Annotated in this window: 22 protein-coding genes; 19 read left to right on the top strand and 3 right to left on the bottom strand. The window is 65.5% G+C overall.

Annotated features, from left to right (window positions below; translation table 11 throughout):
• Positions 1–13 precede the first annotated feature (13 nt).
• Complete coding sequence (locus tag FBX97_RS06560) at positions 14–1,120, bottom strand: porin (protein WP_141829688.1); 1,107 nt, start codon at positions 1,118–1,120, stop codon at positions 14–16.
• Positions 1,121–1,282: 162 nt separating this feature from the next.
• Here FBX97_RS06560 and FBX97_RS06555 point away from each other — a divergent pair, with 162 nt between their 5' ends.
• The 3 genes from FBX97_RS06555 (at position 1,283) to FBX97_RS06545 (ending at position 3,966) form a co-directional block, all read left to right on the top strand.
• Positions 1,283–2,452: an ABC transporter substrate-binding protein gene (locus FBX97_RS06555; protein ID WP_141829686.1), complete on the top strand. Its 1,170-nt coding sequence runs from the start codon at positions 1,283–1,285 to the stop codon at positions 2,450–2,452.
• Positions 2,453–2,665: 213 nt separating this feature from the next.
• A complete protein-coding gene (locus FBX97_RS06550; protein WP_141829685.1) occupies positions 2,666–3,073 on the top strand; it encodes a hypothetical protein in 408 nt (135 codons plus the stop codon).
• A gap of 188 nt (positions 3,074–3,261) precedes the next feature.
• Positions 3,262–3,966 (top strand): hypothetical protein, encoded by a 705-nt coding sequence (locus FBX97_RS06545; protein WP_141829683.1) that lies wholly within the window; start codon positions 3,262–3,264, stop codon positions 3,964–3,966.
• Here FBX97_RS06545 and FBX97_RS06540 read toward each other — a convergent pair whose 3' ends face one another.
• Positions 3,967–5,172, bottom strand: a complete 1,206-nt coding sequence (locus FBX97_RS06540; RefSeq protein WP_255517325.1) for a hypothetical protein — start codon at positions 5,170–5,172, stop codon at positions 3,967–3,969.
• A 358-nt stretch (positions 5,173–5,530) separates the two neighbouring features.
• Between FBX97_RS06540 and FBX97_RS06535 the strand changes: the two genes are divergently transcribed.
• Positions 5,531–5,899 carry a glyoxalase gene (locus FBX97_RS06535; RefSeq protein ID WP_141829682.1) on the top strand — a complete coding sequence of 123 codons (369 nt, stop codon included), beginning with the start codon at positions 5,531–5,533 and terminating at the stop codon, positions 5,897–5,899.
• Between the two features lie 54 nt (positions 5,900–5,953).
• Here FBX97_RS06535 and FBX97_RS06530 read toward each other — a convergent pair whose 3' ends face one another.
• Entirely contained in the window at positions 5,954–6,421 is a 468-nt protein-coding gene (locus FBX97_RS06530) for a MarR family winged helix-turn-helix transcriptional regulator (RefSeq protein WP_141829680.1), read from the bottom strand.
• 89 nt (positions 6,422–6,510) lie between these two features.
• Here FBX97_RS06530 and FBX97_RS06525 point away from each other — a divergent pair, with 89 nt between their 5' ends.
• The 15 genes from FBX97_RS06525 to FBX97_RS06455 all read left to right on the top strand — a co-directional run bounded on the left by FBX97_RS06525 (position 6,511) and on the right by FBX97_RS06455 (position 23,737).
• A complete protein-coding gene (locus tag FBX97_RS06525) occupies positions 6,511–7,344 on the top strand; it encodes a p-hydroxycinnamoyl CoA hydratase/lyase (RefSeq protein WP_141829679.1) in 834 nt (277 codons plus the stop codon).
• 94 nt (positions 7,345–7,438) lie between these two features.
• Positions 7,439–8,884, top strand: coding sequence for an aldehyde dehydrogenase (locus tag FBX97_RS06520; protein WP_141829677.1), 1,446 nt, complete (start codon positions 7,439–7,441; stop codon positions 8,882–8,884).
• Positions 8,885–8,896: 12 nt separating this feature from the next.
• The gene (locus FBX97_RS06515; RefSeq protein ID WP_141829675.1) at positions 8,897–10,768 is read left to right on the top strand and encodes a feruloyl-CoA synthase; all 1,872 of its coding nucleotides are present in this window, start codon (positions 8,897–8,899) and stop codon (positions 10,766–10,768) included.
• Between the two features lie 40 nt (positions 10,769–10,808).
• Complete coding sequence (locus FBX97_RS06510) at positions 10,809–11,975, top strand: ABC transporter substrate-binding protein (protein WP_141829673.1); 1,167 nt, start codon at positions 10,809–10,811, stop codon at positions 11,973–11,975.
• Positions 11,976–12,094: 119 nt separating this feature from the next.
• Positions 12,095–13,816, top strand: a complete 1,722-nt coding sequence (locus FBX97_RS06505) for a tannase/feruloyl esterase family alpha/beta hydrolase (protein ID WP_141829671.1) — start codon at positions 12,095–12,097, stop codon at positions 13,814–13,816.
• A gap of 299 nt (positions 13,817–14,115) precedes the next feature.
• Positions 14,116–14,304, top strand: coding sequence for a hypothetical protein (locus FBX97_RS06500; RefSeq protein WP_141829669.1), 189 nt, complete (start codon positions 14,116–14,118; stop codon positions 14,302–14,304).
• A gap of 75 nt (positions 14,305–14,379) precedes the next feature.
• Positions 14,380–14,877 (top strand): MarR family winged helix-turn-helix transcriptional regulator, encoded by a 498-nt coding sequence (locus FBX97_RS06495; protein WP_141829668.1) that lies wholly within the window; start codon positions 14,380–14,382, stop codon positions 14,875–14,877.
• Between the two features lie 140 nt (positions 14,878–15,017).
• Entirely contained in the window at positions 15,018–15,233 is a 216-nt protein-coding gene (locus FBX97_RS06490; RefSeq protein ID WP_141829666.1) for a molybdopterin-binding protein, read from the top strand.
• 33 nt (positions 15,234–15,266) lie between these two features.
• A complete protein-coding gene (locus tag FBX97_RS06485) occupies positions 15,267–16,415 on the top strand; it encodes a sigma-54-dependent Fis family transcriptional regulator (protein WP_255517324.1) in 1,149 nt (382 codons plus the stop codon).
• Positions 16,416–16,560: 145 nt separating this feature from the next.
• Complete coding sequence (locus tag FBX97_RS06480) at positions 16,561–17,502, top strand: TauD/TfdA family dioxygenase (protein WP_141829664.1); 942 nt, start codon at positions 16,561–16,563, stop codon at positions 17,500–17,502.
• A gap of 16 nt (positions 17,503–17,518) precedes the next feature.
• Complete coding sequence (locus tag FBX97_RS06475; RefSeq protein WP_141829662.1) at positions 17,519–17,851, top strand: aldo/keto reductase; 333 nt, start codon at positions 17,519–17,521, stop codon at positions 17,849–17,851.
• Positions 17,852–18,062: 211 nt separating this feature from the next.
• Complete coding sequence (locus FBX97_RS06470; RefSeq protein ID WP_141829660.1) at positions 18,063–19,592, top strand: amidohydrolase family protein; 1,530 nt, start codon at positions 18,063–18,065, stop codon at positions 19,590–19,592.
• A 31-nt stretch (positions 19,593–19,623) separates the two neighbouring features.
• Positions 19,624–20,979: an LLM class flavin-dependent oxidoreductase gene (locus FBX97_RS06465; protein WP_141829658.1), complete on the top strand. Its 1,356-nt coding sequence runs from the start codon at positions 19,624–19,626 to the stop codon at positions 20,977–20,979.
• Between the two features lie 161 nt (positions 20,980–21,140).
• The gene (locus FBX97_RS06460) at positions 21,141–22,610 is read left to right on the top strand and encodes a DUF3138 domain-containing protein (protein ID WP_141829656.1); all 1,470 of its coding nucleotides are present in this window, start codon (positions 21,141–21,143) and stop codon (positions 22,608–22,610) included.
• Positions 22,611–22,648: 38 nt separating this feature from the next.
• The gene (locus tag FBX97_RS06455) at positions 22,649–23,737 is read left to right on the top strand and encodes an ABC transporter substrate-binding protein (protein WP_221631750.1); all 1,089 of its coding nucleotides are present in this window, start codon (positions 22,649–22,651) and stop codon (positions 23,735–23,737) included.
• Positions 23,738–23,752: the final 15 nt, after the last annotated feature.

Genomic DNA, 23,752 nt, shown 5'->3' with positions numbered 1-23,752 from the left:
CGGGCCCGCTGCGTCAGAAGTTGTGGCGCAGGCCGAGCATGACGCCGTTCTGCCCCATGCCGGTGCCGACCGTGCCGCCGGCATCCAGCGCCACCGCCGAGTTGCCCTTGTTGGCCATGCGGCCGACTGCGCCATACACGGCGGTGCGCTTGGAAAAGTTGTAGCTCACACGGCCGACCAGCATGTTCACGTCGGACGGCGAGTTCTTGGTGTCGCGCCGTGCCCCCTGGACGTCGATCGTGTACAGGCCGATCGGATAGCTGACGCCGAGGTAATACAAATCGGATTTGGTCTCGCCGGTGGCGGCGTTGGTGTCGCGGTCGACCACGCCGGCGCCGATCTTGGCCGGGCCTACCATGAAGTAACCGTTGATGGTCTTGCGCACGTCGGTGTTGTTGCTGCTGGTGAGGCCGCCGGCGGCGCCGGTGTTGCCGTACAGGCGGTCGTAGGACACGTTCAGGCCATAATCCTTGGACTCGTAGCCGAACAGGCCGGTGTACTGGCGGCAGGCCTTGGCATTGCCGGGCACTTCGCCAGGGCAGTTGGTCGCGGGCGGGCCGCCGGCGTTCGATGCGTCGCGCCCGGTGCTCCAGGTGGCGCCGACCACGATGCCGTTGAAGTTGCCGTAGTAGGCGATCGAATTGTCGCTGCGCGCATTCGGCAGGTAAGGATCGATGCTGCCGATGGCGAACAGGTTCGGCCCCAGCACGTCGCTCTTGATGGTGGACAGATAGGTCATGTTCAGCTGGCGCCCGACGCTCAGCGCGCCCCAGGCGCCCTTCAGGCCGACCAAGGCCTGGCGGCCGAACAGACGGTTGCCCTGGCCGGTAACGCCGGTATCCAGCTGCAAGCCGTTTTCCAGGATGAAGAAGGCCTGCAGGCCGTTGCCGAGGTCCTCGGTGCCGCGAAAGCCGATGCGCGAGGGGAAGGAGCCGGTCAGCGTCGGCACCTTGGTGACCGAGTGGCCGGCGGCATCGACGTTGGTGACGTGGGCGAGGCCGCTGTCGACGATGCCATAGATCTGGACGCTGGTCTGGGCCTGGGCGGCGAGGCCGAAGGTGGCCAGGCCGAGCGACAGCGCAATCAGCGGCACCTGCGCGCTGCAGAGGGGGTTCTTCATGTTGTCTCCTGAGTATATTTATATGGCGTTCGGTAATCGAACAAGTAGTTGCTTACCGAACGCTGAATAAATACTATTGTTCTTATACAAGCGTTGTCAACATCATTGTCAGTTCGCCTGATAATCGCTTGTCGACAGAACACCACAACCAGGAGACACAGCATGAAGCGCAGGACGATTACAGCGGCGTTGGCCGCGGGTGCGGCACTTGCCGCCCTGCCGGCGTGGGCCCAGGACACGATCAAGGTGGGTGTCATTGCCCCCTTCTCCGGTCCCTTTGCCGACTACGGCAAGCAGATGCAGGGCGGGATCAAGGCCTGGATGGCCAGCCACGGCGACCGCATCGCCGGCAGGAAGATCGAGGTGATCTACAAGGACACCACCGGCCCCTCCCCCGACATCGCCAAGCGCCTGGCGCAGGAACTGGTGGTGCGCGACAAGGTCGACTTCCTGGCCGGCTTCGGCCTGACGCCGGAAGCGCTGGCGGTGGCGCCGCTGGCCCAGCAGGCGAAGAAGCCGATGATCGTCATGAATGCGGCGACGTCGGTGATCACGACCAAGTCCGACTACATCGCGCGGGTGTCGATGACGCTGCCGCAGGTCTCGGCGCCGATGGGCGACTGGGCGGTCAAGAACAAGGTGAACCGGGTGGTGACGCTGGTGGCCGACTACGGTCCCGGGATCGATGCCGAGAAGGCCTTCAGCGAGCGGCTGCAGAAGAACGGCGGCAAGGTGGTCGAGGCGATCCGGGTGCCGCTGCGCAACCCGGAATTCGCGCCCTTCATCCAGCGCATCAAGGACGCCAGGCCGGATGCGGTGTTCGTGTTCGTGCCGGCCGGCGAGCAAAGCATCGCCTTCATGAAGGGTTACCGCGAGCGCGGCCTGCAGGACGCCGGCATCCGCGTGATCGCCACCGGCGACCTCACCGACGACCACGTGCTGCCCACCATGGGCGACGCCACGCTGGGCGTGATCACCACCTTCCATTATTCGGCGGCGCACAAGTCGCCCGCCAACGACGCCTTTTTGAAAAGCTTCGCCGCCGCCAACCCGGGCGGCGGACGTCCCAACTTCATGGCGGTCGCTGCCTACGACGGCATGAACGCGATCTACCAGGTCAGCCAGAAACTGGGCGGCCGCATCGACGGCGACAAGGCGATGGCCGTGCTCAAGGGCCTGAGGCTGGACAGCCCGCGCGGCCCGCTCACGATCGACCCGGCCACCCGCGACGTGGTGCAGACCGTGTACGTGCGCAAGGTCGAGAACGTGGGCGGGCAGCCGTACAACGTCGAGTTCGACCAGTTCGCGAACCAGAAGGATCCGGGCAAGTAATTCAGCCAGAGGGCGCGCCGCCACCTTTCGCGGCGCGCCGATGAAGTTCGCGTAGCAAGCATGGGTCGTGCGGTCAGCGAGACCTGATTGCCGAGCGTGGAATTCTGCGTAAATTGAACCGGTCGACTCCTGTAAAGTAAGGCCTGCAGAGCGCCATGATCGTCAACTGTTCGCGACGGTCTCTTTAATCCGGCAGTTAGTCGAGGGTAAAGAATGCTGAATTCCGTGGTCAGTTACTCGGTATCCATCCTGTCTCTTTTAGTGATGCTTGATATTCGGGCTGAACCGGGTCCACTGCAAGATGCGAAAACACCCCCAGTGTCATCAAGCAGAACGCTCCCGGAAGCGTTACAGCCGGAGTTGCGGCCGAAGAGCGAACATGTCGAAGATGCCGCTTTCCAGGCGGTGCCAAAGACCCAGCTTGCGCGTGACATCGATGCTGCTTACGCAAAAGCGCACTCGGCGCCGGCGGAGGACGTGACAACGGCACTCGACGGCTCGGACAAAGTAATTCGTATCAAGACGCCGCTGGGAGCGAACGTTTGCCTGAACTGGCGGGACGTCGACCGATTCAATGCCGGAAAAGGAAAAAGAGTATTTGTCCTTGCCTGCAACCGATGACCGAAAGGACGCTGCCTGCCATCGCTGAGTACAGCGTCCGCCTGGACCGCACACCATGGAGTCGTTTGCACCAAAGCCGGCACGTTCACCATAAAGAACGTTTATTTGCAATAATTACAACGACATGTAATCATGGTTAGCTTACTGTGGGAACACCTTTCGATAGAAATTGACAACGGAGGATCACTTTGAACGTCGCCCGCTTCCTAATCGTCACAGCCTTTTCTATTTTATCGGGCGGCGCGATTGCAGCCCCTTCGGTGTTCCATCTCGATGCAGCCATCACACAACTTGGCGTAACCGTAGCCGGACAAACGACGCTACTTGACGACTATGATTTTCACGGCTTGCACTTCGCTCTCGGCGATCGCCTTGACGGACAGGTTGCCTATGGTCCGGGAAGCAGCATGAGCGATTCCAACGGCACCAGTGATTCAATACTCATATACACGAACGCACTGCAGTCGATTGTTCTGAACGTTCCGTCCGCGCATTTTTCGACCCGCGATATCGGCTTCAATTCCGGATTGATAGCCGTCTCCGACAATCTCCACAATTACGATGGGATTACTTTCACCGAGTTCGGCCCTGGCTTTACCACCGCCAGCGTGTATTTCGATGATGAGACCGGCAAGGCGCTCAACGATTTTTCTCTACCTGCCGAGTTCGACGCGTCAGATTTCAGCTACGGATTCGCTGAGTTTTCGCTAGTAGACGTGCCCACCGGAGACCGTCTGTTCGTTAGTGCCCGCATCAGCACTGCAGCGTTTGACACACCGGTACCGGAACCGTCCGCGCCGGCAATGGCGGCCACAGCATTGCTGCTCATGGCCGCCACGCGTCGGCGTCGTTCCACCCCTGCCCAAGATTCGGCCACGCTGCAAAATCTTTAATTAAAAGTAATAACCCGCCTGCAGATTGATCCGGCGGGTAAAGCCATCATGCGCGGCGGACGCCGCTGCCAGTCCGCCGCCGTCCGGCGACAGGTAGGGATGGTGCTTGCCGAGCATGAAGTCGGCATAAAAGGTCCACTTCCCCGACGAAAAGCTCATGCCGGTCACGTTCTGCACCGAGTCCTTGTACGCGCCACTGCGCTTGCGCAGCACGCTGTAGTCGTTGTACACCCGGAATCCGCCGAGCGGACCGAGCCTGCCGGGGATGTCGTGACTGACATTGACGAGATAGATGTCGCCTTTCGATGCCACCGGAAACGGGTAGCCGAAGGCGCCCAGCATGACGAAGCTGTTCGGATCGAGGCCGGCATAGGTCTGCGTCGGTCCATGGGCGGTGCCGTAGCGATAGCGCAGCGCCTCCAGCATGACCTTGACCGGACCAACGGCCCCTTGGGCATGCACCGCCACGGCATGGCGCCGCGTCCGGGTGCCGCGGCCGTTGTCGATCGCGCCCGTCAGGCCGGACACGCCGATCTCGTAGTTGGCGCCGGGTCCGACGTGCCACGCCATGCGCCCCACCAGCGTATCGCGCTCGCGGTCGCGCTGGCCGGTGCCATATCCCTGTGCGTCATCGTCCGGAACGATGTTGTACGAGTAGCGGTTCGACGCGGCGGCCGTGTTGCTGCCGCCACCGTAAGAGCCGCCATCGCGCGGATAAAAGGCGAGTTGCCACTCGAACGGGCCGGGATCGCTCAGGTAGGTCACGCCGAGGTCGTACTTGTCTTCCAGGCCGGCGTAAAAGGCGATCGATTCGTAAAAATTATTCGACGCCAGTGGCTGCAGGCCGAAAGGATTGCGGTCCAGCCCCACATGCAATTCGCTCTTGTCGGCCAGGCGGATGCCGGCCCAGCCATGGTGCAGGAAGTGCTGCCAGTAGCCGCCCTGCCCTTTCGGAAAACGGTTGTAACGGTACTGGGCCGAGCCGATCACCGTGCCGTCGTCATAGTTCAGATCCAGGCGCGCGGTATCCAGGCCGACAAAGCCGCCCGGGTAGTCGTCCTGCCAGCTCTTGTGGACGTAGTTGAAGCGGATCGCGCCACCGACAGTCAGCGCGGAAGCGGCCGGTTCCGCGGCATCGGCCGGATGGGCAAACAGGCCGCCTGCGGCAAACGCAGCGGCAATGATTCTCTTGGTAACGATAGGCATAACGCTGTTGTGAAATTCCAGATCGACTGCGCCGGACGCAACAGGGGGCGTACGGGCATGTGTACAGATCGCCACTGCGACCGGCGCGGCCGGTGCACGATGTGCGTGGGTAGAGGGTGGCAGGCGCGCGTTTGCGCAGGCCGCGGCGAGCGCGGCTTGACCTCGGGGGCGCATTGTAACTAACTGAGCTGATTTGTACAAATGCACATGTCGGACTTGTAACAGCGCAGCACGGTTACCATGTGTGCATAGCGGACGGGCAGCGGATAGAAATCTCATCCGTTTTGTTCGATCGCTGCTAAAGTTTTGACAAGCAGGTTTCATTTTCGCCGAGAAGCAACTCAACGGGATACCAACGATGAATCAACTCCGCATCAAGAACGTGATGGCGTTTCTTCCGTCCACGGATTTCCAGTCAAGCAGCAGGTTCTACGAAGATATCGGCTTCACCAAAACTATCGCCACCGACGAGGCGGTTCAATTCCTGCTGGGGGATTACGGCTTCTGGCTGCAGGATTACTACGTGGAGGAATGGGCGGCAAACACCATGTTATGCCTGTATGTGGAAGACATTCAGGCCTGGGCCCGGCACCTGGACAGCCTCGATCTGCTCCAGCGCTACGGCGGCGTCGCCAAGGTCCTCTCCCCTCCGCATGCGCAGGAAGGTGGGATCATGATGCAGTTCTGCGATCCCGCCGGCGTGTTGTGGCATGTGCGCGAAGGGTGAACGCGTCCAATCAGTGAAGCACCATGTAGCTGACTGAACGAAGTCAGCCCCGCCTCACACGCGCTGCGTGCTCAGCGCACGCACGGCGGCGCGCAGCTGCCCCTGCAGCTGCACGCGCTCTTCCTTGCCCAGCTCGGCGAACATCAGGTTTTCCACTTCCGCCACCCGCAGGTCGCAGTCGCGCAGCACCGCTTCGCCGGCGGCCGTCAGGCTGATCTGGATGATGCGGCCGTGCGCCGGGTCCGGACGGCGCTCGATCCAGTCGCGGGCCTCCATCTGCTTGACCATCTCGTTGGCCGATTGCGGCGCCATCATCGTGCGCGTGGCGAGCTGGGCGTTCGAGAGCGAGCCATGCGCGCGGAATACCGACAGCGCCGTGTACTGCGGCACCGTCAGGCCGACCGGGGCCAGGCTTTCGCGCAGGCGCTGGCTGAGGATGTGGTCGAGGCGCCCGACCAGGTAGGCCAGGCCCATCGGCTTGACAGCAGTGTAGGTGGAATCGGATTTTTTTTCGCTAGCCATAAAAAGATGCTTGTCAGGGGAAACCGCTGCGTATAGTATAAGTTGCATATCAGGTAGCCTGATAATAAACCTACCAAGAAGGAGACATTATGTCCAAATACGAAGCGCGCTGGCAAACGGTCAAGGTCGACGTCGAAAACGGCATCGGCTGGATCACCCTGAACCGTCCGGAAAAGCGCAACGCCATGAGCCCGACCCTGAACCGCGAAATGATCGACGTGCTCGAGACACTCGAGCTCGACGACGAGGCACAGGTCGTGGTGCTGACCGGCGCCGGCGACGCCTGGACCGCGGGCATGGACCTGAAGGAGTACTTCCGCGAGACCGACGGCAAGCCGGAAATCATGCAGGAACGGATGCGCCGCGACTGCTCGCAATGGCAGTGGAAGCTGCTGCGCATGTACAGCAAGGCGACCATCGCCATGGTCAACGGCTGGTGCTTCGGCGGTGCCTTCTCGCCGCTGGTGGCCTGCGACCTGGCCATCGCCGCCGACGAAGCGGTGTTCGGCCTGTCCGAAGTCAACTGGGGCATCCCGCCGGGCAACCTGGTCAGCAAGGCCGTGGCCGACACCATGGGCCACCGCCAGGCGCTGCACTACATCATGACCGGCGACACCTTCACCGGCAAGGAAGCGGCTGCGATGGGCCTGATCAACAAGAGCGTGCCGAAAGAACAGCTGCGCGAGGCCGTGATCGAACTGGCGAACAAGCTGCTGGAAAAGAACCCGGTGGTGCTGCGTTACGCCAAAGTCGGCTTCAAGCGCTGCCGCGAACTGACCTGGGAACAGGGCGAGGATTACCTGTACGCGAAGACCGACCAGTCCAACCACCGCGACCCGGAAAAGGGCCGCAAGGAAGGCCTGAAGCAGTTCCTGGACGATAAGACGATCAAGCCGGGCCTGCAGAGCTACAAGCGCGGCTGAGCGATCGCGCCGACATAACCAAGAGAAGAAAAACAACAACGGCAGCCGGGCCCGCGCCCGGACTGCCGCTTTCCAATCTCACGAGGAGACCCTCATGCTGCAATCAGACCTGCTGTGCGGCGGCGAAGCCCGCGCCGCATCGAACGGCGCCACCTTCGAGCGCCACAACCCCGCCACCGCCGCCGTCGCCACCCGCGCCGCTGCCGCCACCCTGGATGACGTCGACGCCGCCTGCGACGCCGCCCGCGCCGCGTTCCCGGCCTGGGCCGCGATGCTGCCGGGCGCACGCCGCGCCCTGCTGCTGAAAGCTGCCGACGGCATGGAAACCATGCGCGGCCGCTTCGTCGAAACCGCCGTCGAGGAATGCGGCGGCGCGCCCGGCTGGTACCACTTCAACGTGACCCTGGCCGCCAACATGCTGCGCGAAGCCGCCGCCATGACCACCCAGATCAGCGGCGAAGTGATTCCGTCGGACGTGCCAGGCTCGCTCGCGATGGGCGTGCGCCAGCCGTGCGGCGTGGTGGTCGGCATCGCGCCGTGGAACGCACCGATCATCCTCGGCACCCGCGCGCTGGCGATGCCGCTCGCCTGCGGCAATACCGTGGTCATGAAATCGTCGGAACTGTGCCCGCTGCTGCACCGCCTGATCGCCCAGGTGTTCGTCGACGCCGGCTTCCCGGCAGGCGTGGTCAACCTGATCAGCAATGCGCCCCAGGATGCGGCCCAGGTGGTCGAGCGCCTGATCGCGCACCCGGCGGTACGCCGCATCAACTTCACCGGTTCCACCCGCGTCGGCCGCATCATCGCCGAGCAGGCGGCCAGGCACCTGAAACCGGTGCTGCTGGAACTGGGCGGCAAGAACCCGGTCGTGGTGCTGGAAGACGCCGACCTCGACGCCGCCGTCGAAGCGGCCGCCTTCAGCGCCTTCTTCAACCAGGGCCAGATCTGCATGTCGGCCGACCGCATCCTGGTCGACCGCAAGATCGCCGACCAGTTCATCGAGAAGCTCGGCGCCAAGACCGCCACGCTGACCGCCTCGCGCGGCGACACCCCGCTGGCCGGCATGATCGACCCGGCCGCGGCCACCCGCGTCGACGCCATGCTGCAGGATGCGCGTACCCGCGGCGCCACCGTGATCCAGTCCCAGGGCGGGGTCGACGGCAACATCATGCAGCCGGCCATCGTCGATGCCGTCACGCCCGAGATGCGCGTGTACCAGGAAGAATCGTTCGGCCCGATCGTCTCGGTGCTGCGCTTCGACAGCGACGAGGAAGCGATCCGGCTGGCCAACGACAGCGAATACGGCCTGTCGTCGAGCGTGTTCTCGCGCGACATCGGGCGCGCCATGGCGGTAGCCCAGCGCATCGAATCCGGCATCTGCCACATCAACGGCCCGACCGTGCACGACGAAGCGCAGATGCCGTTCGGCGGCGTCAAGGGCAGCGGCTATGGCCGCTTCGGCGGCAAGGCGGCGATCGCCGAATTCACCGACCTGCGCTGGATCACGGTGCAGACCGGATCGCGCCACTACCCGATCTGAGCGGAGGCCGCCATGACCCAATCGACGATTGAGTCCGGCGAGGCGGTGCAGCAGCAGGCGAAACGGCGGCAGGTCGATCTCGGCAACCCCGAGGTCGCGGCGTTCCAGGTGGATGGCACCTGGCACGTCGATGCCGTCACGCCGCTGGGCCCCTTCCCGGCGCGCTTCACCGACCGCCTGGTCGAGGGCGCGCAGCAGCACCCCGAGCGCACCCTGGTGGCGCGGCGCGGCGCGGACGGCGAGTGGATCCGCCTGTCCTATGCCGATGTGCTGCAGCGCGCGCGCCGCATCGGCCAGGCCCTGCTCGACCGCGGCCTGAGTGCCGAACGGCCGCTGGCCATCCTGTCGGGCAACGACCTGGAGCACTTCCAGCTCGCACTCGGCGCCATGTATGCCGGCATCCCGTTCTCGCCGCTGTCGCCCGCCTATTCGCTGGTGGCGACCGACCCGTCCAAGCTGGCCGACCTGATCGCCCAGCTGACGCCGGGCGCGGTCTTCGCCTGCAACGGCACCACCTTCGCGCGGGCGATCCAGGCCGTGCTGCCGGCGGACGCGGAACTGATCCTGTGCGACGGCGAAGTGCCGGGCCAGGCCGCCACGCGTTTTTCCGAGCTGCTGGCGACCGAACCGACCACGGTCGACGCGCGCAACGCGCAAGTGGGCGCCGACACCATCGCCAAGTTCCTGTTCACCTCCGGCTCGACCAAGAAGCCGAAGGCGGTGATCACGACCCACGGCATGTTGTGCAGCAACCAGCAGATGCTGCTGCAGACCTTCCCCTTCTTCGCCGAGGCGCCGCCGGTGCTGCTCGACTGGCTGCCCTGGAACCATACCTTCGGCGGCAGCCACAACGTCGGCATCGTGCTGTACAACGGCGGCACCCTGTACATCGACGACGGCCGGCCGACGCCGCGCGACTTCGGCGCCACGCTGCGCAACCTGCGCGAGATCGCGCCCACGGTGTATTTCAACATCCCGGCCGGCTGGGAGATGCTGACCGAGGCGCTGCGCACGGATACCGCCCTGGCCGACAACTTCTTCTCGCGCGTCAAACTGTTCTTCTGCGCCGGCGCCGGCCTGTCGCAATCGGCCTGGGAGCGCCTCGACCAGGTCGCGATCGACTGCTGCGGCGAGTCGATCCGCATCATGACCGGGCTCGGCATGACCGAGACCTCGCCCTCGTGCACCTTCGGCACCGGCCCGATCGTCAAGGCCGGCTATGTCGGCGTGCCGGCGCCGGGCTGCAAGGTCAAGCTGGTGCCGATCGGCGGCAAGCTGGAAGCGCGCTTCCACGGGCCGCACGTGACGCCCGGCTACTGGCGCGCGCCGCACCTGACCGCCGAGGCCTTCGACGCCGACGGCTACTACTGTACCGGCGACGCCCTGCGCTTCGTCGACGAGACCCGGCCGGCGCTCGGCTTCATGTTCGACGGCCGCATCGCCGAGGACTTCAAGCTCAGCTCCGGCGTGTTCGTCAGCGTCGGGCCGCTGCGCGCACGCGTGGTGAGCATGGGGGCGCCCTACGTGCAGGATGCGGTGGTTACCGGCATCAACCGGCCGTTCACCGGGCTGCTGGTGTTCCCGCGCATGGACCACTGCCTCGCCTTGTCGGGCCTCCCGGCGGGCACTGCGGCGGCGGAGATGCTGGCCAGCGCGCCGGTGCGCGCCTTCTTCAAGGACTTGCTGAACAAGCTGAACCACGACTGCGGCGGGTCCTCGAAGCGGGTCGACCGCCTGCTGCTGCTGGCCGAGCCGCCTTCGATCGACGCGCGCGAACAGACCGACAAGGGCTCGATCAACCAGGCCGTGGTGCTGCAGCGCCGCGCCGCGCTGGTGGACGCCATGTATGACGGCACGGAGGCGCAGACCATCCTAGCCGACTGAAGTTTCTGAAGCACTCACAACGACAATTACAGGAGACAGCATGAAACTGAAAGCACTGGCCTGCATCGGACTGGCCTTCCTTCCCCTCGCCGCCGCCCACGCGCAGGAAGGCGACACCATCCGCATCGGCGTGATCGCGGCCCTCACCGGCCCCTTCGTCAACATCGGCAAGCCCTTCGAGGACGGCATCAAGACCTATATGCAGCAGTACGGCGACAAGGTGGCCGGCAAGAAGATCGAGATCCTGTACCGCGACGACGGCGGCAGCAACGTCGAGCTGTCCAAGCGCGCGGCGCAGGAACTGATCGGGCGCGAGAAGGTCAGCTTCCTGATCGGCTTTTCGCTGACGCCGAGCGCGCTGGCGGTGGCGCCGGTGGCGACCCAGGGCAAGGTGCCGATGATCGTCATGAACGCGGTCACCACCGGCATCACGGCCAAGTCGCCCTACATGCTGCGCACCTCGATGAGCATGCAGCAGATGACCGAGCCGTTCGGCGACTGGACCGCGAAGAACAAGATCGGCAAGGTGTACTCGCTGGTCACCGATTACAGCACCGGCCTGGATGCCGAGGCGCGCTTCACCAAGGGCTTGACGGCCGGCGGCGGCAAGATCGTCGGCTCGGCGCGGGTACCGCTGGCGAACCCGGACTATTCGCCGTTCGTCCAGCGCATCAAGGACCAGAAGCCGGACGCCGTATTCTTCTTTGCGCCGGGCGTCGAGGACGGTACCAGCGTGCTCAAGGCCTACAGCGACAAGGGCCTCGACAAGGCCGGCATCAAGTTCCTCGGTGTCGGCGACATGACCAGCGACAGCCCGACCCTGGAAGCGCTGGGCGACCGCGCCCTGGGTGCCGTCACGGTGCTGAACTACTCGACCGCGCTCGACAACGACGCCAACAAAAGCTTCCTCAAGGCCTACGCCGCCGCCAATCCGAACCGGCCGGCGCCGACCTTCGTCACCGTGGCCGCCTACGACACCATGGGCATGATCTACGAGACGATCCGCAAGCTGAACGGCAAGGTGACGGGCGAACAGGCCGTCAAGACCCTGTCCGGGATGAAGTGGAACAGCCCGCGCGGACCGATCAGCATCGATCCGAAGACGCGCGACATCGTGCAGAACATGTACATCCGCGAGGTCAAAAAGGTGAACGGCAAGCTGGTCAACGCACCGATCGGCACCCTCAAGGACGTGATGCCCGACTAAGGCGTTTCCTCCATTCCTTGCAGTACCCGACGCGGCGTCCGCTCACCGGACGCGCCGCGCGGGTCAGTTCGTTCCAGCGTTCCATATCCAGACTGTAGCTCACAGGGGAGACACACGTAATGAACATCCGACACCTCCACGCCATCGTGGCAGCGGCGCTCGCGGCATCGAGCCTGGCCGCCTGCGGCGACAACGACGACAACGACGGCAGCGGCGGCACGCCGGTCCAGGCCCTGCCCCAGCTGGCGGCAGCCACCGGCGCCAGGCTGGCCAGCTGCGCCGACCTGGCCGCAAAACTCAGCTTCACCGACACCACCATCAGCGCGGTCAATCCGATCGCCGCCGGCACCGTCATGGTCGGCGGCAAGCCGGTCGCGGCCCACTGCCAGGTGCTGGGCAAGATGGCGCAGCGCACCAGCAGCGTCGACGGCCAGAGCTACGCGATCGGCTTCGAAATGCGCCTGCCGCTCGACTGGAACGGCCGCTTCTTCTACCAGGCCAACGGCGGCGTCGACGGCAGCGTGGTCACGGCGCTGGGGTCCGTGGGCGGTGGCGGCCCGCTCGACAATGCATTGAACCAGGGCTTCGCCGTGATCAGCTCGGACGCCGGCCACGGCGCGCAGACGCCCTTCTTCGGCATCGATCCGCAGGCGCGCCTCGACTACGGCTACCAGGCGGTCGGCAAGCTGACGCCGATGGCCAAGGCCCTGATCCGCATCGCCTACGGCAAGGCGCCCGACCGTTCCTACATCGGCGGCTGTTCGAACGGCGGCCGCCACACGATGGTGGCGGCGGCGCGCTACGCCGACCAGTACGACGGCTACCTGGTGGGCGATCCGGGCTTCCGCCTGCCATTGGCGGCGATCGCCAACATTGCCGGCGGCAAGACCTATGCCGCGCTGGCGACCACGCCGGGCGACCTCGGCGCCGGTTTCACCCAGGCCGAGCGCAAGCTGGTGTCGAACGCGGTGCTGGGCAAGTGCGACGCGCTCGACGGCAGCGCCGATGGCCTGGTGCAGGATACCAAGGCCTGCCAGGCCGCCTTCGACCTGAACCGCGACGTGCCGACCTGCAGCGGCGCGCGCGACGGCACCTGCCTGAGCACGGCCCAGAAGACCGGCATCGCCGGTCTGTTCGCCGGCGCCAAGACCGAGACCGGCAAGGCGATCTATGCCAGCTTCCCCTACGACAGCGGCCTGGCGACCGGCGGCTGGGGGTTCTGGAAGTTCAACTCGCCGCTGGTGCTCGATTCGGGCGCGGTCGGCCTGATCTTCCAGGTGCCGCCGGAAAATGCCGCGACCTTCAACGGCCCCGCCTTCGTGGCGAACGGTAACCTGGACAGCATGCTGGCCAAGGTCAATGCCACTGGCGGCATCTACACCGAGTCCGCGATCTCCTTCATGACGCCGCCGAACGCGGCCAGCCTCGGCATGCTGAAGAACCGCGGCGCCAAGATGCTGGTCTACCACGGCACCAGCGACCCGATCTTCTCGAGCGACGACACCACCACCTGGTACGACGCGCTGCGCGCGGCGAACAGCGGCGATGCATCCAACTTCGCGCGCTTCTTCCGGGTGCCGGGCATGAACCACTGCTCGGACGGCCCGGCCACCGACCAGTTCGACATGCTGACGCCGCTGGTCGCCTGGGTCGAGAAGGGCCAGGCGCCGGACAGCGTGACCGCCGCCGCCCGCGGCAGCGGCAACGCCGGCGGCGCCAATGCCGACCTGCCGGCCGGGTGGTCGGCGGCGCGCACGCGCCCGCTGTGCGCGTACCCGAAGGTGGCGCGCTACAAGGGCAGCGGCAGCATCGAGGACGCTGCCAGCTTCAGCTGCCAGTAAATACTGCCGGCAAGCGCTCCCGATAAGCGCTGCCGACAGGGCATAACCGGCCTGCCTCGCTCCCGAGGCGGGCCGGCGTCGTTTACAGCCAGCCCCCATCCGCCGCAAGGTGCGCGCCGCTTGTCAGCACCATGCGGCGCGCGTAGCTTCACACATCTCCTACACCTGTCCTCCCTGCCGCGTTGCCGTACGTGCACAATCCCCAAAATTTACTTCACAAATGAAGTATTCAGTACTAAAATATGTACAGCGCTGAACGATCGGCGCTGCCGTTATCTCCGATTACCAAGGTGAACTCCATGAACCCGAAATTCCTGATCCCCGCCCTCCTCGTCGCCGCCCTGTCCGGCTGCGCCGCCACCCCGACCGACCCGGTCTGCGCCAAGGCCCTGGCCGACATCGAACAAGCCCGCGCCGAAGGCAGCTTCCCGCTGACCGAAGGGCAATTCGTCTATCCGAAAATGGCTGCCGTCCACCAGGTCCGCTGAACCGGCAGCGGCAGCTGGCCGCTGCCCGGCACCAGCGATTACAATCTGGTCTTTCAGATCCTGCAAGGAATGGCGATGAGCGATTTTGGCCCGACCGAGAAACGACTGCGACGCATCGAGGCGCGCGCGCCCGGTTTTCCCGTCGACGCCATGCTGCTGGTCCGGATGACCCATCACCTTCACAAGACCCTGCGCGACAAGAGCAACGCCGCGCTCAGGAAGCACGAGCTGGGCGACACCCATTACCACGTACTGGCGATCCTGTACGGCAGTGCCGACGAGACCTCGACGGCCACCGAAGTGAGCGAAGCCTGCAACGAAAAGCCGGCCAACCTGACCCGCGTCTGCGACGAGCTGGCGGCCAAGGGCCTGGTCGAGCGCCGCCCCAAGCCCGGTGACCGCCGCGCCGTGATGATCGCCCTGACCGACGCCGGACGGGCGCTGATCGCGCGCATCCTGCCGGAAGTGTCGAACGAGGTGACCTCGGCGTATGCGGGCCTGAGCCCGGCCGAACTGGAACAGCTGGCCAGCCTCACCCGGCGCGTGCTGCGCAATCTCGACGGCGAAGGCTGAACCGCGCCGCCTGCCGTCCTGGCAGTGCACTTATGACATTAACGAATAAACATCGGCAAAACGATTCGTTCGTAATTCCAGTGCATTTATTTACTCTCTCCTGACGGGTTCCACCTCCGGAACCCATTACAGGAGAAAGCATGACCATCCAGGCAATCAACGTACGCAACCAGTTCCGCGGCAAGGTCAAGGAAATCATCGACGGTCCGGTCGTCTCGGAAGTCGACATCGAGACCCCGGCCGGCATCGTCACCTCGGTCATCACCTCGCGCTCGGTGCGCGACCTCGGACTGGCGCCGGGCGTCGAAGTCGTGGCCCTGGTCAAGGCGACCGAAGTCTCGATCGCCAAGCTCTGATCGGGTTCCCTTGATTCCCGACGATCGGCCAACGTGAACAAGGTCCTGACATTCCCCGATTCGCTCGGCATGGCGCTGTCGATCCGCGCCAAGGCGCTGCTGTTCCACGACCCGCAGTCGCTGGCGCTGCTGGAGCAGGTCGAACGCATCGCGCGCAGCGACGCCACCGTGCTGGTGATCGGCGAGACCGGCACCGGCAAGGAGCTGATCGCGCGCCACATCCACGCGCAGAGCGGGCGCGCCGGTCCTTTCATCGCAGTGAACTGCGGCGCCTTTAGCGAATCGCTGATCGACGCCGAACTGTTCGGCCACGAAGCCGGCGCCTTTACGGGTGCCAGCCAGGCCCGTAGCGGCTGGTTCGAAGCGGCCAACGGCGGCACCCTGTTCCTCGACGAGATCGGCGACCTGTCGATGGCGCTGCAGGTCAAGCTGCTGCGCGTGCTGCAGGAACGCCAGGTGGTGCGCCTCGGCTCGCGCCGCGCGGTCCCGCTCGACGTGCGCCTGGTGGCCGCCACCAACGTCGACCTGTACAAGGCGGTCGCCGCCGACCGCTTCCGCTCCGACCTCTACTACCGCCTGAGCGTCGCCACGGTCCACCTGCCGCCGCTGCATGCGCGGCCCGGCGACATCCTGCCGCTGGCGCGCCACTTCATCCGCCTGTACGGCGCCAAGCTGGGCCTGGACGATGCCGGCCTGGCGCCGGCGGCCGAGGCGGCGCTGCTGGGCTACGACTGGCCCGGCAACATCCGCGAGCTGGAAAACGTGGTCCACTACGCCCTCATCGTGTGCCGCGGCGGCTGCATCCAGCCCGACGACCTGCGCATGGGCGGCAGCGGCCACCGCGCAGCGGCGCCGCGCAGCATCCCCCCGGCCGTGCCGGCCGCGCCGCCGGTGATCCCGGCCGCGCCGGTGGCCCCGGCCAGCGCCCTCGACAGGCTCGAGACGCTGCTGGCCGACCTGGTCGAATCCGGCGAACCCGGACTGTTCGACGGCGTCGAAGAGCGCCTGATCCGCACCGCCTACAGCGTCTTCGAGCAGAACCAGGTGCAGACCGCGAAGGCGCTCGGCATCAGCCGCAACGTGCTGCGCACCCACCTGAAGCGCTTCGGCCTGATCGGCGGCGGGCAGCTGGACGTCGGCGCCGGCCTGGCGCTGGGCGGTGCCGGCCACGCAGCCCTGTAGGCGCTGCACGGTTTTCAACACCTTGCCGGCGCCTGCTGTTGCAGCGCCAGCAGACCTGGACGGATTTCCATCGGCACACCCGCCGATTCGATGGCATGGGACTTGCAAACCACGAGGATGCAAGCCAACCATCCACAGGAAATCCATGTCCATCATCCATACCGAGACCGCCCTCGAGATCCATCCGGTCACCCCCGTCATCGGCGCCGAAGTCGCCGGCATCGACCTGGGCCGGCCCTTGTCGCCCGACACCGTCGCCGCACTGAAGGCGGCACTGCACAAGTGGAAAGTGCTGTTCTTCCGCGACCAGCCGATCAGCGACGAGCAGCAGCTCGCCTTCGGCCGCGCCTTCGGGCCGCTCACGCCCGCGCACCCGATCGCCGAAGGCCTGGCGCGCCATCCCGAGATCTGGGAGCGCAAGGCCGCCGAATACAAGGAGCGCTACCGCGGCGACCTGACGATGCCGAGCGCCCGTCCGCCGCGCGACTACAAGGGCTGGCACATCGACATCACCTTCATGGCCAACCCCAACAAGTATTCGATCCTGCGCGGCGTCGAGATCCCGGCCTACGGCGGCGACACCCTGTGGAGCAACCTGGCGCTGGCCTACGCCGGCCTGTCGCCGCAGATCCGCCAGCTGATCGACGGCCTGCAGGCCGTGCACCGGATCGCCGGCTATGACGGCACAGGTGCGAAGCCGCGTCTGGATGGACGTAAGGCCGGCCCCTTCGTCGCCCTGCATCCGCTGGTGCGGGTCCATCCGGACACCGGCGAGAAGGTGCTGTTCGTGAATCCGGGCACCACCAGCCATATCGTCGGCCTCAAGGAAAGGGAAAGCCAGGCGCTGCTCGAGCTGCTGTTCGACGAGGTCAGCCGCCCCGAATACACGGTGCGCTTCCGCTGGAGTCCGCACGCGATCGCGATGTGGGACAACCAGGCCACCGCCCACGCCGGTCCGATCGACTACGCCCACTTCGATCTGCCGCGCGTGGTACGGCGCATCACGGTGGCCGGCGACCTGGCGGTGGGACCGGACGGCTTCCGTTCGCAGCCGCTCGAGGGCGAACTGTTCGACGTCATCGGCTGAGCCGGGGGAGACCCCCATGCAAACCAGAAGACTGGGCAACACCGGGCTCCAAGTCTCGTGCCTGTGCCTCGGCACCATGACCTTCGGCCTGCAAACGGATGAAGCGCGCGCGCGCGCGATCCTCGACCGTGCCGCCAAAGCGGGCATCAACTTCATCGACACCGCGGACGTGTACCCGCTCGGCGGGGATACCGGTATCGTCGGCCGCACCGAGGAGATCGTCGGACGCTGGCTGCAGGCCGCCGCGAGGCCATCATCGGCGCCAGCCGCCCGGAACAGCTGGGCGACACGCTGCGCGCAGCCGAGGTGCGGCTCGATCCGGCTTTCAAGGCACAGCTCGACGAGCTGAGCGCCGAGTACCGTCGTGGCGACGCGACGCGCTGAGCGCCGCAAGCCTTCGCATCTGCTGCACGGCTGACCGCCAGCCAACATCGGCTGTGCAGCAGCCAACAGTTTTTACCTCGCTTTCCGCCAATCGGGCGCCATTCCAAGCGGTTTTGACATGGCACGAATGCTGCAATGCAGTGGTGTGCAGCCCTCAACCCGATTGGAGACCACCCGTGAACGATCGCCTCAGCCGCCTCAACGCCTCGCCCTCCGTCGCCGTCAAGCAGAGACTGGATTACCCGGTCATCGACACCGACGTCCATACCAACGACTACACCCCCGACCTCGAAGACTATGTCGCCAACTACGGCGGCGTGCACCTGGTCGACGCGCTGCGCAAGGCCTCCGCCGCGCGCATCGGCCGCGGCGGCATCGGCAACGGCAAGAGCTGGTACGAACAGACGCCGGAAGAACGGCAGTACTACCGCACCATCCGCGCGCCGTGGTGGGCGCGCGTGACCAGGAACACGCTGGACGTCGCCACCTACCACCTGCCGGAACTGCTGTACGAGCGCCAGGAAGAACAGGGTTCAGATTATTCGATCCTGTTCCCGAACAACGTGCTGGCGCCGCTCGGCGTGCGCGACAAGGACCACCGCACCGCGCTGCAGCGCGCCGTCAACCACTACCATGCCGACCTGTACCGCAAGTACAGCGACCGCCTGACGCCGGTGGCGGGCATCGCCCTGAACACGCCGGAAGAAGGCATCGCCGAACTCGAATTCGCGGTCAAGACCCTGGGCCTGAAGGCCGTCAACATCGCCGGCAGCGTGCGCCGCCCGATCCGCGCGCTGGCCGACAAGTACCCGGCCGACCAGCATCCGGAACTGCAGAAGTACATCTCCTACCAGGACTTCTACGGCATCGACAGCGAATACGACTACGACCCGTTCTGGGCCAAGGCGGTGGAACTGGGCGTGCCGATCCTGACCCACTACGGCAGCCAGGGCTGGACCGGGCGCAGCTCGATCAGCAATTACATGCACAACCACATCGGCCACTTCGCCGACGGCTCCGAAGCCTTTGCCAAGGCCCTGTTCTTCGGCGGCGTGACGCGCCGCTTCCCGCAGCTGCGCGTGGGCCTGCTCGAAGGCGGCGCCGACTGGGGGGCGCGCGTGTTCACCCACCTGGTCGACCGCTGGGAAAAGCGCAGCCTCGAAGGCCTGAAGAACTACGACCCGGCCGCCACCGACCGTGCCCTGCTGACCGAGCTGTTCGCGCGCTACGGCCAGGACCTTACCAAGGGCCGCCCGATCGAGGGCGAAGACCTGATCCGCGACACGCTCGGCGCCCACTACACGAAAGGCGCGCGCCAGCCGCAGGCCGACGAACTCGAAGACTTCGCCGCCGCCGGCATCCAGGGCGCCGAGGACATCAAGAAGCAATGGGTCGACAGCTTCTTCTTCGGCTCCGAATCCGACGACCGCACCATCGCCACCGCCTTCAACGACAAGGCCAACCCGCTCGGCACCAAGATCAACGCCATCTATTCGTCCGACGTCGGCCACTGGGACGTGCCCGACCTGACCGATGCGCTGGCCGAAGCGTGGGGCCTGGTCGAACACGGGGTCATCGGCGAAGCCGACTTCAAGGCCTACGTGTTCGCCAACCCGTACCGGCTGTACACCGAGGCCAATCCCGACTTCTTCAAGGGCACCGCGGTCGAGGCCAAGCTGGCTGCGGCGGCACCGGCGCGCACCTGACATCCATCACTTATAACAGGGAGAACCCTTTATGGCTCAGCGCAAGATGCGCCTCGGCGCCTTCATCATGGCCACCGGCCACCACATCGCCGCATGGCGCCACCCCGGCTCGCAGGCCGACGCCGGCGTCAACATCGACCACTATATCCGCCTCGCCCAGACCGCCGAGCGCGGCCTGTTCGACCAGGTGTTCGTGGCCGACAGCCCGGGCGTGCAGCAACAGCAGGACAGCGTGGAGGCCTTCAGCCGCCAGGGCCGGATCTCGTATTTCGAACCGGTGACGCTGTGGGCGGCGCTGTCGGCGGTGACGAAGCACATCGGCTTCGTCGCCACCGCATCGACCACCTATGAAGACCCCTTCCTGCTGGCGCGCAAGTTCGCTTCGCTCGACCACATCAGCAAGGGCCGCGCGGCGTGGAACGTGGTGACCACCGGCTCCGAAAACGTGTACGGCAACTTCGGCCTGGACAAGCATCCGGACCCGGAAGTCCGCTACGAAAAGGCGCATGAATTCCTCGACGTCGTGAAGGGCCTGTGGGACAGCTTCGAAGACGACGCCTTCATCCGCGACCAGGAAAGCGGCATCTACTTCGACCCGGACAAGCTGCACGCCCTGAACCACGTCGGCAAATACCTGAAGGTGTCCGGACCGCTCAACCTCGAGCGCTCGCCGCAGGGCCAGCCGGTGATCGTGCAGGCCGGGTCGTCGGAACCGGGCCGCGAGCTGGCCGCCGCCACCGCCGAAGCGATCTTCACCGCCTGGACCAGTTTGGAAGAGGCGCAGGCCTTTTACCGCGACGTCAAGGGGCGGCTGGCGAAATATGGACGCCGCCCCGAGCAGCTGCTGGTACTGCCCGGGATCTCGCCGGTGGTGGGCCGCACCCAGGAAGAAGCCGATGCCAAATGGGCCGAGCTGCAGGCGCTGATCCACCCGTCGGTCGGCCTGGCCACCATCGCGCGCTTCTGGCCGGGCGAGGACATCGCGTCCTGGGATCTCGATGCGCCGCCGCCCTACTACCCGACGCCGGCAGCGGGCCGCAACAGCCGCCACCACGTGGTGATCGAGCTGGCGCGGCGCGAACAGTTCACGGTGCGCCAGCTGTACGAATACCTGGCCGGCGCGCGCGGACACTGGGTCGTGGTCGGCACGCCGCAAAAGATCGCCGACGAGATGCAGCGCTGGTTCGAGAACGGCGCCGCCGACGGCTTCAACGTGATGCCGCCGGTGCTGCCGGCCTCGCTGGACGACTTCGTCGAACTGGTGATTCCCGAATTGCAGCGGCGCGGCCTGTTCCGCACCGCGTACGAAGGCACGACGCTGCGCGAAAACCTCGGGCTGGACAAGCCGCAGAACCTGTTCAGCGTGCAGCAGGCCAAGGCCGCCTGACTGTTGGCTTTGCAGCAGCCGCGCCGGCGCCGGGCCCGCAACTGTTGGCCGGCTGCTGGGGCGGCGACAGCCGTGCCCTGAAAAACCCGAAAAAACACGCCATCCGGATGGCATGAATCCTGCAAAACAAAGAGCAGGCACCAAGACGACAGGAGCAGTGTTTGAAGCATCTACCTAAAAAAATAATCGGCGCAGGTCTGTTGACCATCGCCGGCGCCACCCAGGCAGCAGGCCAGAGCAACGAGGAATTGCAGCGCCAGATCGAGGAACTCAAGGCCGTGGTCAGCGCCCTGCAGAAGCAGGTGCAGGCCGGCCAGGCGCAGGCGGTACCGGGCCAGGCCGCGGTTGGCGCCGTGCAGGACCAGGCCAGCGGCACCCAGACCATCACCTCGGAAACCATCGGCAGCGCCGGCGAAAAAGTCGACATCGCGACCAAGAACGACATCGACGGCCTGCGCACCGACCTCGAAAACTACAAGTACGAACAGAAGCGCAGCCGCGAGACCAAGACCGCGCTCACCACGCGCGGCACCACCATCGGTGGCAGCGTGCAGGCACGCGCCAGCGCCCAGACCCCGTCGGTTCGCACGGGCACCTCGAGCGTCGCCACCAACCGCAATTCGAGCTTCGACATCCCGCAGGCCACGCTCAACTTTGCGGGCAGCCTGTACCGCGACTATTCGGAAGGCCGCAACCTCGATTACCGGCTTGCCTTCGCCTACGCCAGGAACAGCCCGGCCACCGACGGCAGCCAGCTGAACGTGACCGACGCCTACGTGCGCTACAGTCCCTTCCCGACCCTGACCGGGCTGGAAGACCCGCGCCTGACCCTGAGCTTCGGCCAGCAGCAGATCCCGTTCGGCCTGGAAGCCCAGATCGGCGAGGAACTGCGCCCGGTGATCAACAACGCCCAGTTCCTGGGCGGCCTGGGCGTCGGCACGCGCCAGATCGGCCTGATCGTGCGCGGCGACTACGACCCCTACGTCGACTACGGCTTCAACTACCGCGCGCCGCTGCTCGAGTACGCGCTCGGCGTGGTCAACGGCAGCGGTCCGAACAAGTCGGACGACAACAACGGCAAGGACTGGATCGGGCGCGTCGCGTTCACGCTGCCGGTCGATTACTACAGCCTGTTCCGGGAGCTGAAGTTCGGCCTCTCGGCCTACAAAGGCAAGAAGAACCTGGTCACCGGTAATTCGACCACGGTCAGCGGCCAGGGCCGACGCGACCGCTACGGCGCCGACATCTATTACAACCACGCGCCCTTCGGCATTACCTACGAATACGCGGAAGGCCGCGACGGCGTTGCCGCCAACGGTCCCGACATCAAGTCGCGCGGCCAGTACCTGACCGCCTTCTACACCTGGGGCGAACAATGGGTGGCCAGTTCGCGGGCCCAGGCCAAGTACGACGATTACTGGCCCAAGTCCTACCAGCTGTTCGCGCGCTACGACATCTGGGACCCGAACCTGGCCGCCGTGCGCGACAAGAGCAAGATCTCGACCGCCGGCTTCAACCTGTTCTTCGCCGAGACCACCAAGTTCCAGCTCAACCTGAACTATTACCAGTACGAGAACCCGGCCGTACGCAATTCGAAAGAGCTGCTGGCGCAGTTCCAGTTCGGCTTCTGAGCACGCACCGCATCCGCCTCAATCACATCGGAAACCACATGACTCTCGCACGCTTCAAACCCTTCGCCGCACTGCTGGGCCTCATCGCGGCCGGCAGCCTGGCCCTTGCGCTGCCGACGGCGGCCCAGGCCCAGGACAAGCCGAAAATCATCCGCATCTCGTATTCGGGCGCCGGCACCGGCGGCCGCCCGATCACCGGCGGCACCATCATCTCGACCGCCCACCAGCAGGGCGTGCTCGAAAAGGAATTCGCCAAGGACGGCATCAAGATCCAGTGGACCTTCAACCCCGGCGCCGGCCCGGCCACCAACGAACAGCTGGCAAACGGCCTGGCCGACTTCGCCCACCATGGCGACCTGCCGATCATCATCGGCCGCTCGACCGGACTGCGCACGAAAATCCTGTTCTCGTACACGCGCTTCGGCTCGTCCTACATCACCGGTCCGATCGACTCGCAGGCCAAGTCGCTGGAAGACCTGAAGGGCAAGCGCCTGGCCGTGTTCAAGGGCACCGCCAGCCAGCTGGCCCTCGGCCGCATCCTGAAAAAGCACGGCCTGACCGAGCGCGACTTCAAGACGGTCAGCATGGACGGCGACACGCTGCGCGCGGCCATCGCCACCAAGGACGTCGAGGCCGGCTTCATCGCACCCTTTGACCTGGCGGCGCGCGGCGTGGGCAAGCTGATCTACGAAACCGGACCGGACCCGGACCTGACCTCGCAGGGCGTGTTCTGGGTGTCGGAAGAGTTCGAGCGCAAGTACCCGGACATCGTGCAGCGCGTGGTCACGGCCCTGATCAAGGTCGCGGCCTGGAGCTCGGACGAAAAGAACCGCGAGGCGCAGTACAAGCTGTGGGCCAACTCCGGCACCAGCTATTACGAATACCAGAAGACCTTCGCCGACACCCCGCTCAAGTGGCGCCTGTCGCCGCTGCTCGACGACTACTTCGTCGACAACCTGAAGAAATCGATCGTGCAGGCCAAGGAGTTCAAGCTGATCCGGCGCGACGTCGACCTCAACGGCTGGCTGGCGCCGCAATACCTGAACACGGCGCTCAAGGAACTCAAGCTGGAAGGCTACTGGCCGGAGTTCAATGCGGCCGGCAAGCCCAAGGTCGCGCAGAAGTAACTACCTGGACCCGGT

This window comes from Herbaspirillum sp. SJZ107, assembly GCF_006715485.1.
Classification (GTDB): Bacteria; Pseudomonadota; Gammaproteobacteria; order Burkholderiales; family Burkholderiaceae_D; genus Telluria.
Note: the sequence above shows the minus strand (reverse complement) of the source record. Positions and strands in the feature narration are given on the sequence as shown.